The 17851-nt window shown below is 62.1% G+C and carries 15 protein-coding genes; 7 read left to right on the top strand and 8 right to left on the bottom strand.

The genetic code is table 11. The features are described 5' to 3' along the window. Positions 1-28: 28 nt before the first annotated feature. Together KW062_RS20755 and KW062_RS20750 are read right to left on the bottom strand one after the other, a co-directional pair. The gene (locus tag KW062_RS20755) at positions 29-1171 is read right to left on the bottom strand and encodes an ABC transporter ATP-binding protein (RefSeq protein ID WP_027618088.1); all 1143 of its coding nucleotides are present in this window, start codon (positions 1169-1171) and stop codon (positions 29-31) included. Between the two features lie 220 nt (positions 1172-1391). Continuing rightward, positions 1392-2153, bottom strand: a complete 762-nt coding sequence (locus tag KW062_RS20750) for a gamma-glutamyl-gamma-aminobutyrate hydrolase family protein (protein ID WP_105754473.1) — start codon at positions 2151-2153, stop codon at positions 1392-1394. 281 nt (positions 2154-2434) lie between these two features. Here KW062_RS20750 and KW062_RS20745 point away from each other — a divergent pair, with 281 nt between their 5' ends. The 4 genes from KW062_RS20745 (at position 2435) to KW062_RS20730 (ending at position 7559) form a co-directional block, all read left to right on the top strand. Then, the gene (locus KW062_RS20745) at positions 2435-3811 is read left to right on the top strand and encodes a glutamine synthetase family protein (RefSeq protein WP_027618086.1); all 1377 of its coding nucleotides are present in this window, start codon (positions 2435-2437) and stop codon (positions 3809-3811) included. Positions 3812-3958: 147 nt separating this feature from the next. Then, a complete protein-coding gene (locus KW062_RS20740) occupies positions 3959-5449 on the top strand; it encodes an aldehyde dehydrogenase (RefSeq protein WP_105754474.1) in 1491 nt (496 codons plus the stop codon). A gap of 53 nt (positions 5450-5502) precedes the next feature. Further along, entirely contained in the window at positions 5503-6786 is a 1284-nt protein-coding gene (locus tag KW062_RS20735) for an NAD(P)/FAD-dependent oxidoreductase (protein WP_027618084.1), read from the top strand. Between the two features lie 224 nt (positions 6787-7010). Further along, a complete protein-coding gene (locus KW062_RS20730) occupies positions 7011-7559 on the top strand; it encodes a cupin domain-containing protein (protein WP_027618083.1) in 549 nt (182 codons plus the stop codon). Positions 7560-7772: 213 nt separating this feature from the next. Here KW062_RS20730 and KW062_RS20725 read toward each other — a convergent pair whose 3' ends face one another. Next, positions 7773-7982 (bottom strand): PLD nuclease N-terminal domain-containing protein, encoded by a 210-nt coding sequence (locus tag KW062_RS20725; protein ID WP_105754475.1) that lies wholly within the window; start codon positions 7980-7982, stop codon positions 7773-7775. A 213-nt stretch (positions 7983-8195) separates the two neighbouring features. Continuing rightward, positions 8196-8501 (bottom strand): DUF2388 domain-containing protein, encoded by a 306-nt coding sequence (locus tag KW062_RS20720; protein ID WP_027618081.1) that lies wholly within the window; start codon positions 8499-8501, stop codon positions 8196-8198. 201 nt (positions 8502-8702) lie between these two features. Here KW062_RS20720 and KW062_RS20715 point away from each other — a divergent pair, with 201 nt between their 5' ends. Both KW062_RS20715 and KW062_RS20710 read left to right on the top strand, forming a co-directional pair. Continuing rightward, entirely contained in the window at positions 8703-9227 is a 525-nt protein-coding gene (locus KW062_RS20715) for a DUF3087 domain-containing protein (RefSeq protein WP_105754476.1), read from the top strand. A 45-nt stretch (positions 9228-9272) separates the two neighbouring features. Then, complete coding sequence (locus KW062_RS20710; RefSeq protein WP_105754477.1) at positions 9273-9947, top strand: GNAT family N-acetyltransferase; 675 nt, start codon at positions 9273-9275, stop codon at positions 9945-9947. A 9-nt stretch (positions 9948-9956) separates the two neighbouring features. On the opposite strand, the gene KW062_RS20705 is transcribed toward KW062_RS20710, so the two are convergent. Next, complete coding sequence (locus tag KW062_RS20705) at positions 9957-11783, bottom strand: glycoside hydrolase family 15 protein (protein WP_105754478.1); 1827 nt, start codon at positions 11781-11783, stop codon at positions 9957-9959. 58 nt (positions 11784-11841) lie between these two features. Next, complete coding sequence (locus tag KW062_RS20700; protein ID WP_105754479.1) at positions 11842-12453, bottom strand: TetR/AcrR family transcriptional regulator; 612 nt, start codon at positions 12451-12453, stop codon at positions 11842-11844. Between the two features lie 138 nt (positions 12454-12591). Between KW062_RS20700 and KW062_RS20695 the strand changes: the two genes are divergently transcribed. Then, positions 12592-13764, top strand: a complete 1173-nt coding sequence (locus KW062_RS20695) for an MFS transporter (protein ID WP_105754480.1) — start codon at positions 12592-12594, stop codon at positions 13762-13764. A gap of 83 nt (positions 13765-13847) precedes the next feature. Here the strand turns inward: KW062_RS20695 and KW062_RS20690 are convergent, their stop codons facing one another. Together KW062_RS20690 and KW062_RS20685 are read right to left on the bottom strand one after the other, a co-directional pair. Beyond that, positions 13848-16307, bottom strand: coding sequence for a TonB-dependent siderophore receptor (locus KW062_RS20690; protein ID WP_105754481.1), 2460 nt, complete (start codon positions 16305-16307; stop codon positions 13848-13850). A gap of 156 nt (positions 16308-16463) precedes the next feature. Continuing rightward, complete coding sequence (locus KW062_RS20685; protein WP_105754482.1) at positions 16464-17849, bottom strand: efflux transporter outer membrane subunit; 1386 nt, start codon at positions 17847-17849, stop codon at positions 16464-16466. Between the last annotated feature and the right edge of the window lie 2 nt (positions 17850-17851).

The raw sequence follows: 17851 nt of genomic DNA, 5'->3' as shown, positions 1-17851 counted from the left end.
AACCGCTGGAACTGCTGAGTGAGGGTATTCATGCGCGCAGTACCACGCCGCTGTCATCTTCCCACCAGACGTACACCTGATCGTCCCAGGTCGGGCGGGCGCCACGGCGTTCGGCGTTGGCCATGAACGACTGGACAATCTTGCCGCCGGGCAGCTCGACGTAGAACACCGAGTGGCCGCCTAGATAGGCGATGTCATGCACCTTGCCCTGGGACCAGTTGTACGGGGTCTCGGGTTTGAGGGTGCTGACGAGCATTTTTTCCGGGCGGATCGCGTAGGTGATCGACTTGTCCTGCACCGAAGTGCTGACGCCGTGACCGACGTAGATCTTCTGCTCAAGGTCCGGACTGTGGATGATCGCGTGGCCTTCGAGGTCTTCGACCACGGTGCCGTCGAAGGCATTCACGTTGCCGATGAATTCGCAGACCATGCGGCTGACCGGCGCTTCATAGATGTCCACCGGGCTGCCGATCTGGGCGATCCAGCCCAGGTGCATGATCGCGATGCGCTCGGCCATGGTCATGGCTTCTTCCTGGTCGTGGGTCACCATCACGCAGGTCACGCCGACACGCTCGATGATCTCCACCAGTTCCAGTTGCATCTGCGAACGCAGCTTTTTATCGAGCGCACCCATCGGTTCGTCGAGCAGCAGCAGCTTCGGGCGCTTGGCCAGGGAGCGGGCCAGGGCCACACGCTGGCGCTGGCCGCCGGACAACTGATGGGGGCGGCGCTTGGCGTACTGGGTCATGTGCACCAGGCGCAGCATTTCTTCAACACGGGCATCGATTTCAGCGGCGGGCAAACGGTCCTGCTTGAGGCCGAAGGCGATGTTCTGCGCGACGGTCATGTGCGGGAACAGCGCGTAGGACTGGAACATCATGTTGATCGGCCGTTCGTACGGCGGCATGTCGGTGATGTCCACGCCGTCGAGCAGGATCCGCCCTTCAGTAGGACGCTCGAAGCCGGCGAGCATGCGCAGCAGGGTCGATTTGCCGGAGCCGGAACCACCGAGCAGGGCGAAGATTTCGCCCTGATGGATTTCCAGGGACACATCGTCCACCGCCGTGGTCTCGTCGAATTTCTTGGTGACGCGATCGACTTTCACCAGAACCTTTTTCGGTTGCTGGTGACCCTCAAGAGCCTTCCTGTAAGTGCTGGAGGCGTTTGCCATGTGAAACTCCCAACAGGTTTCAGTCGCCGGGCCAACGCGGCCTGACTTAATAGTTGATTGCAAACCCAGCGTGCATCTGCCGGGTTTATTCGGCGCCGCCGTCCTGGCTGCCTGGTAGTGCTTGTTGTTATCGCAGGGTGTTGCTGTCACGAGCGGCAGACGCGCAAAAGCGGCCCGCCTGGCTCGTGGGGGCAGTAAATCGTTGGTTCGGGTTTTTAAGTCAGCGCGCGTTGCGTTGTGCGGCCCGTTGCCGGCACGCGTCACCAAAGGCCTGGAAAATTCTCAGATAGGGAGGGTTGGCCAGGACCTGCCACTCTGGGTGCCATTGCACGCCGAGGGCGAAGGCCTTGCTGTGTTCGACGGAAATCGCCTCGATCAAGCCATCGGGCGCGACGGCTTCGCTGCGCAGGCCTGGTGCCAGGCGGTCGATGCCCTGGCTGTGAATCGAATTGACCTGGAACACCGGCGGCAGGTCGAGGGCTTCGAATACCCCGCCCGCCAGCACATTGACCGGGTGCGCCGGTGCGTACTGCACCGCCAGGTCCGGATGATTGGCTTCGCGATGATCGAGGTAGCCCGGCAGCTCATGAACCTTCTGATGCAGGCTGCCACCGAACGCCACGTTCATTTCCTGGAAGCCACGGCAAATGCCCAGCACTGGAATACCGGCCGCCACGGCCGCGCGGATCAACGGCAGGGTCGTGCTGTCCCGTTGTGGATCGTGTTCGGTGCCGGGGGCGCTGGCGGGGCCTTGATAGTGGAAGGGTTCCACGTTCGAGGGCGAGCCGGTCAGTAGCAGACCATCGAGCTGCGGCAGCAGGTCATCGATTTCAGTCAGTTCGGCCAGGGAAGGAATGATCACCGGCAGCCCCAAAGCCGCGACGCTGACAGCACGCAAGTACTTGTCGCCGCTGACATGGTAGGGGTGCAGGCCAATCTGATTGACGCACGCAGTAACGCCGATCAATGGCTTGAATGCCATTTTTATCACCTCGAAGTTTGACACTTGAACGAGCTTTTCCAGAGCTTAGCCTCGTTGATTTTTTTTAACAACTCTCATGTAAATAATTCTAAACGGCTAGAGGGTCGGAACCCTGATCCGCTGCGGGTTTGCTGAAGGTTTTTCGACGATGAGTGGCTGTTATGACCAATAAAATCAACAAAAACCACCGATAGCCCCTGCTTGACTTCACATTGTCTTTCGGATTGACTGAGCTCCAGAAAGTGAAGTGAACATAATAATTAACAGCTAATAGGTGCATCATGTCGGTCCCTCTGCGTGCCGTTCAACTCAACGAAGCAAACGCATTCCTTAAGAAATATCCTGAGGTTTTGTACGTCGACCTTCTGATTGCGGATATGAACGGTGTGGTGCGCGGCAAGCGCATCGAGCGCACCAGTCTTCATAAGGTTTATGAGAAAGGCATCAACCTGCCGGCCTCGCTCTTTGCCCTGGACATCAATGGCTCTACGGTGGAAAGCACCGGCCTGGGCCTGGATATCGGCGACGCCGACCGGATCTGCTACCCGATCCCTGGCACCCTGAGCATCGAGCCCTGGCAGAAGCGCCCGACCGCGCAATTGCTGATGACCATGCACGAAATCGAAGGCCAGCCATTCTTTGCCGACCCACGGGAAGTGCTGGCCAACATCGTGCGCAAGTTCGATGACCTGGGCCTGACCATCTGCGCCGCGTTCGAGCTGGAGTTCTACCTGATCGACCAGGACAACGTGAACGGTCGTCCGCAATCGCCACGTTCGCCGGTGTCGGGCAAGCGTCCGATGTCGACCCAGGTGTACCTGATCGACGACCTCGACGAATACGTCGACTGCCTGCAGGACATCCTCGAAGGTGCGAAAGAGCAGGGCATTCCCGCTGACGCCATCGTCAAGGAAAGCGCCCCGGCGCAGTTCGAAGTCAACCTGCATCACGTCGCCGACCCGATCAAAGCCTGCGACTACGCGGTCCTGCTCAAGCGCCTGGTGAAAAACATCGCCTACGACCATGAAATGGACACCACCTTCATGGCCAAGCCGTACCCGGGTCAGGCGGGCAACGGTCTGCACGTGCACATTTCGATTCTGGATAAAGAAGGCAACAACATCTTCGCCAGCGAAGATCCCGAGCAGAACGCTTCGTTGCGTCACGCCATCGGTGGTGTGCTCGAGACCCTGCCGGCGCAGATGGCCTTCCTCTGCCCGAACGTCAACTCCTACCGCCGTTTCGGCGCGCAGTTCTACGTGCCGAACTCGCCGAGCTGGGGCATCGACAACCGTACCGTGGCCGTACGCGTGCCCACCGGTTCGGCGGATGCCGTGCGCATTGAACACCGGGTGGCCGGTGCCGATGCCAACCCGTACCTGTTGATGGCCTCGGTCCTGGCTGGCGTTCACCATGGCCTGACCAACAAGATCGAGCCGGGGGCGCCGGTCGAAGGCAACAGCTACGAGCAGAACGAGCAGAGCCTGCCGAACAACCTGCGCGATGCCCTGCGGGTGCTGGACGACAGCGAGGTCATGGCCAAGTACATCGACCCGCTGTACATCGACGTGTTCGTCGCGTGCAAGGAAAGCGAGTTGGCCGAGTTCGAGAACTCCATCTCCGACCTTGAGTACAACTGGTACTTGCATACCGTCTAAGACGAACCCCACCGATCACCTGTAGGAGCGAGCCTGCTCGCGATGAGGCCCGGTCAGCCACCATCAATGTAGCTGGTCCGCCGCCATCGCGAGCAGGCTCGCTCCTACAGGGATTCGTCCACTACTTTCTCTGTGTGAGTCACTCTCATGACCATGACCCGCAGCGACTGGGAACAACGCTTCCAGTCCCTCACGATCGAAAGCCGTGCCTTCATCGACGGCCAATACTGCGCAGCGGCAAGCGGTGCGACCTTTGAATGCATCAGCCCGGTCGACGGCCGCTTCCTGGCCAATGTCGCCAGCACCGACGAAGCCGACGCCAATGCCGCCGTCGCCGTCGCGCGCCAGACATTCGAATCCGGCGTCTGGGCCAAGCTGGCACCGGCCGAGCGCAAGCGCACCCTGATCCGCTTCGCCGACCTGATCCTCGCCCACCGCGAAGAACTGGCGCTGCTGGAAACCCTGGACATGGGCAAGCCAATCAGCGATTCGATGAACGTCGACATTCCCGCGACCGCCAACGCGATCCGCTGGACCGCCGAAGCCATCGACAAAATTTACGACGAAGTTGCCGCCACCCCCCACGATCAACTGGGCCTGGTCACGCGCGAACCCGCCGGCGTGGTCGCGGCCATCGTGCCGTGGAACTTCCCGCTGATCATGGCCAGCTGGAAATTCGCCCCGGCATTGGCAGCGGGCAACTCGTTCATCCTCAAGCCTTCGGAAAAGTCGCCGCTGACCGCGATCCGCATCGCTCAGTTGGCCCTGGAAGCCGGCATTCCCAAGGGCGTGTTCAACGTCCTGCCGGGCTACGGCCACACCGTGGGCAAGGCGCTGGCGTTGCACATGGACGTCGACGTGCTGGCCTTCACCGGTTCGACGGCGATCGCCAAGCAACTGCTGATCTACGCCGGGCAGAGCAACATGAAACGGGTCTGGCTGGAAGCGGGCGGCAAGAGCCCGCACGTGGTGTTCGCCGACGCGCCGGACCTGCGCGTGGCGGCCCAGGCAGCCGCTAGCGGCATTGCCTTTAACCAGGGAGAAGTCTGCACCGCCGGCTCGCGGCTGCTGGTGGAACGCTCGATCCGCGAGCAGTTCATCCCGCTGTTGGTCGAGGCTCTGCAAGCGTGGAAACCAGGGCACGCGTTGGATCCGGCGAGCACCGTCGGCGCGCTTGTCGACCAGCGTCAACTGGACAACGTGCTGCGCTACATCGAGATCGGCAAGGAGCAGGGCGCCGAGCTGATCGCCGGCGGTCAGCGCACTCTCGAAGACACGGGGGGCTTGTACGTCGAGCCGGCGATTTTCGACGGCGTGAGCAACGCCATGACCATCGCCCGCGAGGAGATCTTCGGCCCGGTGCTGTCGCTGATCAGCTTCGACACCACAGAAGAAGCCCTGGCGATTGCCAACGACAGCATCTTCGGCCTGGCCGCCGGGGTCTGGACCAGCAACCTGAGCAAGGCCCACACCTTCGCCCGTGGCCTGCGCGCCGGCAGTGTCTGGGTCAACCAGTACGACGGCGGCGACATGACCGCGCCATTCGGCGGGTTCAAGCAATCGGGTAACGGTCGCGACAAGTCGTTGCATGCCTTCGACAAGTACACCGAGCTCAAGGCCACTTGGATCAAGCTCTAACTATGTTCACAGCAGCGGCGGCAGGCAGCAGCGTGCCGACGCTCGGGAATTCAATCATGCAAAAACACGTAAACAGCTACTACGCCGCTACCCGCAACGAAGTCATCGACTTCCCGGTGCTTGAAGAACTGGTCGAGTGCGACGTCTGTGTGATCGGCGCTGGCTATACCGGTCTGTCCTCGGCGCTGTTCTTGAGCGAAGCCGGCTACAGCGTCACTGTGCTGGAAGCCGCCAAGGTCGGCTACGGCGCCAGCGGGCGCAACGGTGGTCAACTGGTCAACTCCTACAGCCGCGACGTCGATGTGATCGAGCAGCGCTACGGCGAAAAGACCGCCGAAGTCCTCGGCAGCATGATCTTCGAAGGCGCGGACATCATCCGCTCGCGGATCAAGCAGTACGACATCAAGTGCGACTACAAGCCCGGTGGCATTTTCGCCGCGCTGAACAAGAAACAACTCAAGGGTCTGGCCGAGCAGAAAAGCGGCTGGGAGCGTTACGGCAACCACAACTTGCGCTTGCTGGATGCGGCGGAAATCGCCAGGGAAGTCGGCACCAAGAACTACGTCGGCGGCCTGCTGGACATGCAGGGTGGTCACGTCCACCCGCTGAACCTGGCGTTGGGCGAAGCCGCAGCGATACTCAGCCTGGGCGGTAAAATCTACGAACAATCGGCAGCGGTGGAAATCACCTACGGCGAGCCGATCGTGGTTCGTACTGCCAAAGGTGTGGTGCGCGCCAAGTACCTGCTGATCGCCGGCAACGCCTACCTGCCGCAAGACCTCGACAACCGTGTGACGCGCAAAAGCATGCCGTGCGGTTCGCAGATTGTGGTCACCGAGCCGTTGTCGGAAAAAGTCGCCAGAAGCCTGATCAGCAACAACTACTGCGTCGAGGACTGCAACTACCTGCTCGACTACTACCGCCTGACCGCCGACAACCGCCTGCTGTACGGCGGTGGCGTGGTCTACGGTGCGCGCGAACCGGATGACATCGAACAGCTGATCAAGCCGAAAATCCTCAAGACCTTCCCGCAACTGAAGGACGTGAAGATCGACTACCGCTGGACCGGCAACTTCCTGCTGACCATGTCGCGCATGCCGCAATTCGGTCGAATTGAGAAAAACGCCTACTACATGCAAGGCTACAGTGGCCACGGCGTGACCTGTTCGCACCTGGCCGGCAAGCTGATCTCGGAAATGATCCGCGGCGATGCCGAGCGCTTCGACGCGTTCGCCTCCCTGCCGCACATGCCGATGTTCGGCGGGCGCACCTTCCAGGCGCCGCTGACGGCGATGGGCGCGGTGTATTACGCCATGCGTGACCGTTTCGGCATCTGATTGCGGCATGATCGACACAGCCCTCGCAGGCGCGGCGCAACCGGCCGCACTGCGGGGGAGTCTGCATTTGCGTCACCGTTTATCGAAGCTACTGAGCTGCGGGAACAAACGTGATTTAATAGCCGCCTTTCACGTCTTCGGGACAGAGGAGCGGCGATTTTCGCGACACCGGTCGCCCGCCATCCACTCGCACCACCCTTAAGTTTTTCTCACATAAGGCTGTCATGGACACGGGCTCTCGACTCAAATTAGTACGCGAAAGCTACAAACTCTCCCAGCGCGAGCTGGCCCGGCGTAGCGGCGTCACCAATGCCACCATTTCCCTGATCGAGCAGAATCGGGTCAGCCCTTCCGTCAGTTCGTTGAAGAAACTGCTGGAAGGCATCCCCATGTCGTTGGCGGACTTCTTCACCTTCGACCAGCCACCCCGCGAACACCAATACATTTTCCGCGCCAACGAGCAACCCGACCTCGGCCGCCACGGCCTGCGCCTGCTGCTGATCGGCGCCTCGGTGCCCAGCCGGCAGATGCGCCTGCTGCGCGAACAATACGCCCCCGGCGCCAGCTCCGGTGAAGAGCCGATCGTGCATGCCGAAGGTGAGGAGTGCGGATTGGTAACCCGAGGTACGGTGGAGTTGACTGTCGATGGTCAGGTTAGTGTGCTGAACGCCGGTGATGGCTACTACTTCCCGACGACCCTGCCGCACCGCTTCCGCAACATTGGTGCGGATGAAGCGGAAATCATTAGCGCGAACACGCCGGCGAACTTCTGAAGGTATTGGATGGGCTTTCCTCCTGCTCCTTGCAAGGCAGGGCGGCAGTTACACGCGAGTTCGCAGACCGGACGATTAACACTAAACCCCGGCAGACCTTAAAGGTCTCACGCGTATAACTGCCCTATCGCCGACGGCTGTCAGCGACGGGGCGAACTATAAGCGTCGGGTTAGTTGTCTGAAACCCGGTGTCAGGGCGTGCCGAATGGCCGATCAATGCCGAACCTGGGGCTGATGGGCAATATGTTTTGGCCCCGCCAGCGCCCACAGCACCAGCCCGATCAGTGGCACAAACACGATCGCAACAATCCACACGCCTTTGTTGCTGGCCTTGCCCTGGCTCTTCACCACTCGATTGATTGCCCACAATTCGGCGAGCAACAGCAGCGCCGCGAGGGCGATCCACAGGTATTCGATTTGCATGCCTTACCTCCTGAAAAATCTCCTGATAGTCATCGGGTTAGGGCGATGGCCAGCGGCAGGGTTCATTTTTTTTCAGGTGTGGGGCTTTTTGTGGTGTAGGAGCGAGCCTGCTCGCGAAAAACGTCAACGATTACGCGTGCATCCTGAATGCACGCGGCGCCCTCAAGTTTTTCGCGAGCAGGCTCGCTCCTACAGGATCATTGCTCGTGACGATTACTGAACGTCAGGCTGCATCAGCAACGCTTCGGCCAACTCTGCATCCGTGGCATTCAACCCCGGATTGTCCTGGCGGATTTGTTTGAGCACCGACTCCAGGTAAGCGCCGCGGATGGTGCCGCCGCTGGCGACGAAGCTGGAGAGGTCATCGCGGGCGGGGACCACCAGTTTGTGGTCCTTGAAGGTCGAATACAGCGAGGCGGAAACCCCGGCTGAGGTCGCGACATCGCCGGCGTCGACATCGGCCATGGCCGAACCAAGGGGCAGGCAGAGCAGCATCGGAACGAGCAGTAGGCGGCGCATGGTGTGTCCTCCAAAAGCGTGAAGCCTAAAGGGTTTGCCACATACTCATATGAGGTGCGGGTGATGCCGGTAGTTCCGCTGACTGCACGGGTGGGCGACGGACGATGCACCGCGCTGCGGATTAAAACTGTCTGTTGCGGGCCTGACGGGCGATAATCCCGGGCATTCAAGCCTTCAACTTCGCCAGAGAGCGCCGTCCTGATGTTCGAGATCAAGCCGTGGAACCCCGAAACCTTTCGCCAGCAGACGCGCCGCAGCACGTTGATCATCGCCGTGACCTTCATTGTCCTGGCGATGGCTCTGTCGACCTTGGCGGTGATGGTTTTCGGTGAGCCTGGTGGCGACAATTTCCGCTACAACCTCGGTGGCGTGATTGCGGCGCTGCTGCTCTGCGCGGCGCTGATGAAACTGAAGTTCTGGTCCCAGCCCTGGATGGCCGCCGCCGTTTACGGCTGGCAGCTCAAGCGCAGCCTGATGCGCATCACCAACGTCATGCACCAGGTCACCGATGCGGTCCAGGCCGGTAACCCAAGCGCAATGAAGCTGTTGCGCTTCTACCACCTGGGGCTGACGCAAATGCATCAGTTGGACGGCAATTCCAGCGACCACAGCCAACTGATCCGCGAGGTCGACCAGCACCTGGAGCGCCTGCAGGCCCAGGGCCTGGATACCGAGCAGACCCGTCTGCAGCCCGAGTGGCTGGCGGCACTGAAAGCTAAGGCCTGAGCCCTTTCATTTTTTCCCGGACCTCTTCCTCGGAACCCCTGATCGATGTTTACCCTGAGCCATTTCGACACCCCCTGCCCGGAGACGGTGACCGACCAGATCTTGCAGCTGGTGGTCGACAACCTGACCGACATCAGCAGCGTCGCCTTGCCGCCGAGCAACCCGCTGTTCGCCATCTATCAATACGCGGTGGGCTACGAAGTCCACCTCTACCTGCAGGCCCTCGATGGCACGCGGGGCGTTAATGTCGAATTGATCACCGCCATGGACGCCACAGACCCGGACAAGGTCCTCGGCTTTGTGCTGTACCTGCCGGTCAAAGACAACCCCCAGGCCTGCGGCGTAGCGTTCATGGCGGTCGATGCCAGCCAGCGCCGCCGGGGTATCGCCCGCACCATGCTTGAGGAGTTGCGCAAGCGCTGCCCGCACATCGAACTCAGTTGCGCGGTGGCCAAGGTTCCGTACTTCGAGGCGCTGGGCTTCCAGGTGCTGGGCGCGCGCGGGACCCAGGTGCTGATGAACACCCACGAGCATGTCACCGACGGCCTGATCGCCGTGCTGGATGTGGCCCCGATCTATCGCTCCAACGAAGTGCGGCAGATCCACAGCTACCTGCTCCAACGCAACGGCAAGCGGGCGATGGTTGACGCGGAAAAACAGCGCGATCGTCATCTCGATCAGTTGACCGCCAAGGTCCGGGCCTTTTTGCAGCAACGCTAATCGCGCCTGCTAGGGCTGCCAGAACCCGTCGTCGCCACTGAGCTTGCGATCGAGAAAACACGCGGCGCTGATCAGCGCCAGGTGGCTCAGGGCTTGCGGGGTATTGCCCAGGTGGCGGGCGTGGCTGTCGAATTCCTCGGCGTACAAGCCCAGCGGGTTGGCATAGCGCAGCAGCTGTTCGAACTCCAGATGGGCCTTGTCCAGTTGCCCGGCGCGGGCCAGGCATTCGACGTACCAGAACGAGCAGGCGACGAACGCGCCTTCTGTGCCACTCAGACCGTCGATCTGGCTGTCGTCGTTGTGGTAGCGATAGACCATGCCATCGCGAACCAGGGATTTCTGGATCGCTTCCAGGGTCGACAGCCAGCGCGGGTCCCGGGCGCTGACGAAGCGCATCAGCGGCATCAACAGCATCGAACCGTCGAGCGCGGTGCTACCGATGTGCTGCACAAAATGCCCACGTTCTTCGTTCCAGAAGTTGCTCCAGATATCGGCGTAAATGGCCTGGCGTGTCTGGTCCCAACGTGCGAACGGCGCCGGCAGCGAGCGTTTCGAGGCCAGACGAATCGCCCGGTCCAGCGCCACCCAGCACATCAGTCGCGAATGCAGGAAGTGATGCTGCTCGCCGCGCATTTCCCAGATGCCGACGTCCTCCTGTTGCCAGGTGGCGCAGACCTGGTCCACCACTTCCACGGCGTGCTTCCAACCCTCATGGGAGATCGCTTCGCCGTATTTGTTGACCAAGTACACCGCGTCCATCAGCTCGCCATAGATGTCTAACTGCACCTGGTCATAAGCCTGATTGCCGATGCGCACCGGCCGCGCGTTGCCATGGCCAGACAAGTGCTCGAGCGCCTGTTCCGGCAGCTCCTGGCGGCCGTCGATGGCGTACAGGATGTTGAGTTTCATCGAGTGGCCCTGGCAGTCGCTGACTCGCCCGCGCAACCAGCGCATGTAGGCGTTGGCCTCATCGACAAAGCCCAGGCGCATGAAGGCGTAGACGGTGAACGAGGCGTCGCGGATCCAGGTGTAGCGGTAGTCCCAGTTGCGGATACCGCCCGGGGTTTCCGGCAGGCCGAAGGTCGCGGCGGCGAGTATCGCGCCGTGCTTGCGTGAGGTCAGCAGCTTGAGCGCCAGCGCCGAACGATTGACCATCTCGCGCCAGCGTCCACGGTAAGTCGAGTGGGCGATCCAGTCGCGCCAGAACTTGAGCGTGCGTTGCAGGCACAGGTCGCTGTTGTCGGCCTGGAAACGTGGGTCATCAACCGCACCGAGAATGAACTCGGCGCACTGCTCCTGTTGCAGTTCAAAACTGGCGCAGGCGGCGTTGTCGGTGATCTGCAACGGCTGGCTGCTGCGCAGGCGCAGGCCAGGTTGACCGTTCGCCATAAAACAAACGTCGTCGCCGGCACTCTGTGCGGTGGTCGCGGCTCGGGCGTAATCAAAACGCACCGCGCAACGCAGGTCCAAACGCGCGCTGCCGCTGACCACGCGCACGCGGCGGATCAGTAGCGGCAAGTCATCTTCGCTGTCGCCGATGGCCAGCAGGTCGGTGATCTCCACCACCGCCCGCGCACTCAGCCAGCGGGTTTGCAGGACGTTGGAATCGGGCAGGTAGATCTGTTCGCGACGGGCATCGGGCAGGTCCGGGGCCAGCTGGAAAATCCCGGCGTCTGGGGTGTCCAGCAGCGAGCAGAAGACGGAAGGACTGTCGAACTCCGGCCAGCAGAAAAAATCCACGCTGCCCTTGTCGTTGATCAGCGCAGCACTGCGCAGGTCGCCGATGATGCCGTGGGCATCAATGGCACTTTGGCGTTCTTGGTGAGGATCGGACATGCCAGCTCAGCCTTGCACAGAGGAGGTATTCAGCTGACTGGTGCAAGGCGGGTGGAGTTCAGCTTTGGCCTGGTTTATTTGCGGCTCCGTTGCGCAAGCCTTGCAACATTATCTCCAGCGCCTGCAGCGCCCCGTCTAACCGGTCGCCGGGCGTCTCGTCGCGGGCAATCCACAGCGCGGCGTGCACCAGGCTGCCGTTGATCAGGCGCGCCAGGGATTCGGCCGGGGCGGGGGGGATGTAGTGCTCGTCTATCAGTTGTTGCAGCAGGCCGGTCAGGGTGGCGATGCAATCGAGTTGCAGCGATAGCGTCATTTCTCCCAGCACGGCGGGCGCGTCGAGCAGCAGGATTTGCTGGATCTCCGGTTCCTGGGCCATTTGCAGGTAGGCCGTGCAGCGCTGCTGAAAACCCGTCCACGGATCGCTGGCGTCGGCGCAGATGGCATCGAGACGGCTGTCCGCTTCGCTGTCGAGTTGCGCAACCACCGCCGCCAACAAACCTTTCTTGTCGCCGAAATGGTGATACAACGCGCCGCGCGTCAGGCCGACCTGGGCGGTGAAGTCATCCATCGAAGTGTTGCCGTAGCCTTGGCTGGCGAATGCCTGGCGGGCGCTGGCGATCAGTTTGGCGCGGGTTTGCTCGATCATTTCGGCGCGGGGCTTTTGGCTCATGACATCCTCTGCACGGCTTTTTTGATTTGACATACGCTGCGTATGTTTACATGATTTCTCGCATACGCGCCGTATGTATTTTTCCTGCTGCGCTGTTTTATAGCAAGTTGCTCGCCCTCAAGGAGAGGTTGGACACCCATGGCAAACCCTTACTCAGCGCTTTTCACCGCCCCCGGCAGCCGAGCTTTCGTGTTGGCGGGGATGATTGCGCGCATGCCGATCTCCATGACCGGCATCGGCCTGATCACCATGCTCTCGCAGTTGCACGGTGGCTATGCACTGGCCGGGGCGGTGGCGGCGACCTTCGCCCTGGCCACAGCCTTCTGTGCGCCGCAAGTGTCGCGACTGGTCGACCGCTACGGTCAGGGTCGGGTGTTACCTATCGCGGCCCTGGTCGGTGGCGGCGCTTTGTTGCTGCTGTTGCTGTGCACACGTTTGCAGGCGCCACAGTGGACCCTCTTTGTATTCGCCGCGCTGGCCGGCTGCATGCCGAGCATGTCAGCGATGGTGCGGGCGCGCTGGACCGAGATCTATCGCGGCCAGCCACAACTGCAAACTGCCTATGCGCTGGAGTCAGTCCTGGACGAGGTATGTTTTATCGTCGGGCCGCCGCTATCCGTGGGTTTGTGCGTGGTGCTGTTTCCCGAAGCCGGGCCACTGGCGGCCTTGCTGGCGCTGGCTATCGGGGTGACCGCGTTCGTCCTGCAGCGCAGCACCGAGCCGGCGATCCATCCCCATGATCAGCAGCAACCCGGCTCGGCGATTGCCTCGGTGCCGGTGCGCTGGCTGATCCTGCTGATGGTCGCCCTGGGCACCATCGTTGGCGTGGTGGATGTGGTCAGCGTCGCCTTCGCCCAGCAGCAGGGGCAGCCTGCGGCGGCGAGCATTGTGCTGTCGGTGTATGCGATCGGCTCCTGCCTGGCCGGCCTGGTCTTCGGCGCGTTGAAGCTCGACGTGCCGCTGCCACGGCTGTTTCTTTACGGCGGGGTCGCCACGGCGCTGACCACCTTGCCGCTGCTGCTGGCCAGCGACATCCTCAGTCTGGCGTTGACGGTATTTGTCGCCGGCCTGTTCTTCGCCCCGACCCTGATTGTTGCCATGGCGCTGATCGAGCGCATCGTGCCGCCGGCCAAATTGACCGAAGGCCTGACCTGGCTGGTGACGGGCCTGAGCATCGGCGTGGCGGTTGGCGCCGCCGGTTCCGGCTGGCTGGTGGATGCCTATGGCGCGCGCAGCGGTTTCTGGCTGGCGCTGGTGGGCGGCCTGGTGGTGTTGCTGGCGGCGTGGCAGAGTTATCGCTGCTTGAAGTGAGCGACGGCACACCCACCGCTGGCGCAAAAAAAACGCCGCTGCCCATCCTTGGGTCAGCGGCGTTGTGTTGCTCGGGGAAGTGATCAGAAGTTGTAGGTCATGTCCGCGGTGACGGTGCGGCCTTCGCCGTAGTAGCAGTCCAGGGTGCTGTTGCAGCTGGCGACGTATTTCTTGTCTTCGATGTTTTCCAGGTTCAGCTTGACCTTGACGCCCTTGACCCGCAGTGGCGAACGTTCGAGGTCGTAGGAGACCATGCCGTCGTACACGGTGTAGGACGGGATCTGGAACGAATCGCCCTCGTAATCCGAGCCGTAGCTGCTGCGCACGTAGCGCACACCCAAGCCAGCGCCGAGGCCGGCGAGGGCGCCCTGGTCGAAGCTGTAGTCAACCCAGCCGGAGGCGGTCAATGGCGGCATCGTGGCCAGGGTGCGGCCTTCGCGACCGTCGTTGATGCTCTGCCATTTGATCTGATTGCGCGACACCGCACCCAGCACTCGCAGGTTCTGAGTGACGTTGACCTTGCCTTCCAGCTCCACACCGCGCGAACGTACTGCACCGCTCTGCACGCTGCGACCCGGGTTGAAGAGGTCGTTGGTCAGCATGTTTTCCTGGTCGATCTGATACACCGACAGCTGGATAAAGCCATCGATGATGGTTGGCTCGTACTTCACCCCGGCTTCGTACTGCTTGCCTTCGGTGGGCTTGAACGGCTTGTTGTCGAAGTCGACACCGGCTTGTGGCAGGAACGACTCGGAATAGCTGACATACGGCGTCAGACCGTTCTCGAACATATAGCCAAGGCCGGCACGCCCGGTGAATTTCTCGTCGGTGGACTTGGTATCCGCCGCAGCGCTGCCAGGCTGGGTGTTCTCGGTGGTGGCGTAATCATATCGGCCACCGAGGGTCAGGAACCATTTGTCCCACTTCATCTGGTCCTGCACGTACAGGCCGGTCTGCTTGATGGTGTTGTCCCAGCGATAGGGTTGGGTGAAAGTGAATTCGCTGCCGTACACCGGATTGAACAGGTCAATTGGCGGACCGCTGCGGTCGTACAGTCCGAGGAACTGGGTGTTGAAGTGGTAGTAGTCGACGCCCAGGAGCACCGTGTGGTCCAGTTCGCCGGTCTTGAATTTGGCCTGGGCGGTGCTGTCGATGCCGTACACCTTGTTGGTCTGCGACCAGTCCACGCCGAAGCGATTCTGGTAGCGTCGGTCATTGATCCCGGTGTTCGGGTTAGTCGCATAGGAGTAACCGTGCAGCGGCGCGACGTACTGGTCATCGACGTAGGCGTAGCTGGTGCGCTGCTTGAGGGTCCAGATGTCGTTGAGCTCGTAGGCGACGTCGTAGCCCATCACGAACTGTTCGCGGTCGTACTTGTTCAGGCCCGGCTCGCCAATGAACAGGTCACGGCTGATCTTGCCGTTGGGGCTGTCGAACACCGTGCCTTCCGCCGGCAGGCCCTGGGCTTCCGGGGTGTCGCGGTCTTTCTGGTATTGGGCGAATACGGTCACGCTGGTGCGGTCGTTCGGCAGCCAGGTCAGGCTGGGCGCGAGCAGCATGCGGTTGGTGTCGGCGTAGTCGATGCTCGAGTTGGCGTCGCTGGCCAGGCCGGTCAGGCGATAGAGGAACTCGCCCTGATCGTCGATTGGCCCGGCGAAGTCGAAGGCGCCGTATTTGCGGTCGTAGCTGCCGGTGCCCAGCACCACTTCATGCAGCGGCGTGGCGGTCGGGCGCTTGCCCACCAGGTTGACGATGCCGCCTGGCTGGTTCTGTCCGTAGAGCACCGAGGCCGGGCCCTTGAGCACTTCGATGCGTTCCAGGGTGTAGGGGTCGATCTGCAGCGAACCGCCGGTGCTGCCGCCGCCGTAGGGCAGGTGCAGGCCATCGAGGTACACCGGTGTGGGCGAGAAGCCACGGGAGGTCGGCTCGTCGAAAATTCCTACGCGGTCGGAGAAGCCGCCACCGGTCATGCCGGCGGTGTAGCGCAGGGCTTCGGTGACAGTCTGCGCACCCCGCACCTTGACTTCGTCGGCGGTGACCACGTTGACGGTCTGCGGGATTTCATTCAGCGGGGTATCGGTTTTGGTGCCGGTGCCGCTGCGCTTGGCGACAATCCCGTCGACCGGCCCGTAGGCCTGCTCCTGGATGGCGAATACGTTGGTCGGGTCGAGGTCCACCGAGTTCGCGCTGCTGCGCACCCGCAGGGTCACGGTGTTGCCTTGCACGCTGTAATTGATCCCGGTGCCTTGCAGCAACTGGGCAATCGCCGCGTTGGAATCCAGGCTGCCCTTGATTGCGGTGCTGCGCAGGCCGGCCACGTCATCCGGGCTGTACAGCACTTGCAGGTTGGTCTGGCGGCCAAATTCCTGCAGCGCACTGGCGAGGGGTTGGGCCTGGATATTGACCTCGACCACCTGTGCCTGGGCCTGGCTCATCAGCGGTGCGGTCAGCGCCAGGGCGCAAAGCGTCGGCAGGCGTGGACGGAAGGAATGGCGCAGGCGCAGAGCCTTGGCGAGTGGGTGGAGACCGAGTGATGCGGGCATTATTCTTTTACTCTTCAAGGTGTTGACTGAGAACTATTTCTATTCGCTGTAAGTAAGACGTTGCACCTTCGGGAAACCGGAAAGTTCCTACGTTTTTATTTACGAAATTCTCACAGTCATGCTCGCTACGGCTCTAGGACCAGCTTTTCCGTCGGGTTACCAGCCACCCCCCAAGGCCTTGTACAGCCCGACACTGGCCTGCACCCGTGCCAGGCGCAGTTGCACGTTGAGGTCTTGGGCGGCGTACAGGGTGCGCTGGGTTTCCAGCACCGTCAGCAGGTCTTCGGCGCCGGCCTGGTAGCGGCTTTGGGCGATGTCGAAGGCGGTCTGCGCGTGATTCAGTTCTTCGGTTTGCCACTGACGCTGCTGGTCGAGGCCGTGGATCGCGGTCAGGGCTTTTTCGACGTCGGCAAAGCCGTTGATGATCGCCCCGCGATAGTTTTCCAGCAGCTCCTGCTGGCGCGCGGTGGCGCGGTCGCGTTCGGCGCTGAGGCGGCCGTTGTTGAAGATCGGCGCCACCAAGCCAGCGGTGAGGTTATAGAAAGGACTGCGCAGCAGGTCGCCAAAGGTATCGGCGCCCGAGCCGAGGTTGGCCGTCAGCGTCAGGGTCGGCAGCATCGCGGCGCGGGCCACAGTGACGTCGGCCCGAGCGGCGGCCAGTTGCGCCTCGGCGCGGGCAATGTCAGGGCGGCGGCGCAGCAGGTCGCTGGGCACGCCGGCGTTGATTTGCGGCCAATGCAACTGCTCGAAGCGCTCGCTGCTGGGCGGCAGCGCCTGCACCGGCTGGCCGAGCAGGGCGGCGAGGGTGATCCGCGCTTCTTCAGCTTGTTGCTGTACAAGCGGCAGTTGCCGTTGCTGGGCGGCCACCAGGCTTTTTTGCTGGGCCAGTTCCAGGGCGGTGGCCGAGCCTGAGTCATAGCGGGTCTGCACCAGCTTCAACACGCTTTGCGCATTGCTCAGGTTCAGCTCGGCAATGCGCCTTTGCTCGATTAGCGCCAGGCTCTGCGTGTAGCTGTTGGCGACGCCGCTGAGCAGGGTCAGCTCAACGGTGGCCTGGTCGAATTCGCTGGCGCGTACTCCTTGCAAGGCGCTGTCGCGGGCGGCGTGGCGGCCACCCCAGAAGTCGACTTCATAGCTGGCGCTGAGGCTGGTGTCGAAGTAATCCACCGCCTTATTGCTGCTGTCGGCATCCAGTTGGCTGTAGCCATTGCCGCGCAGCAGCTTCTCGCGGCTGGCGTTGAAGCCGGCCTGCACCTGGGGCAGCAGCGGGCCGCCGGCGACCACCGCGCTGGCCTGTGCCAGGCGCACTCTCGCGACCGCTGCGGCGAGGTCATGGCTGCCGAGTTGCGCCTGGGCAATCAGGCGGTCGAGTTCGGCGCTGCCAAAGGTCGTCCACCATTGCTGGCGGTGCTCGGCGGCGGCACGGGTGTTGGGTGATTGCCAGGTCGACGGCGCGACGATGCCGCTGTCCAACGGCTCGGTGGGGGAGGCGCAGGCGCTGAGTAACAGGCACAGGGACAACAGGCTCAAGGGCGACTTCATCA

This window comes from Pseudomonas fluorescens (assembly GCF_019212185.1).
Lineage (GTDB): Bacteria > Pseudomonadota > Gammaproteobacteria > Pseudomonadales > Pseudomonadaceae > Aquipseudomonas.
This window is presented reverse-complemented; position numbering and strand designations above follow the sequence as displayed.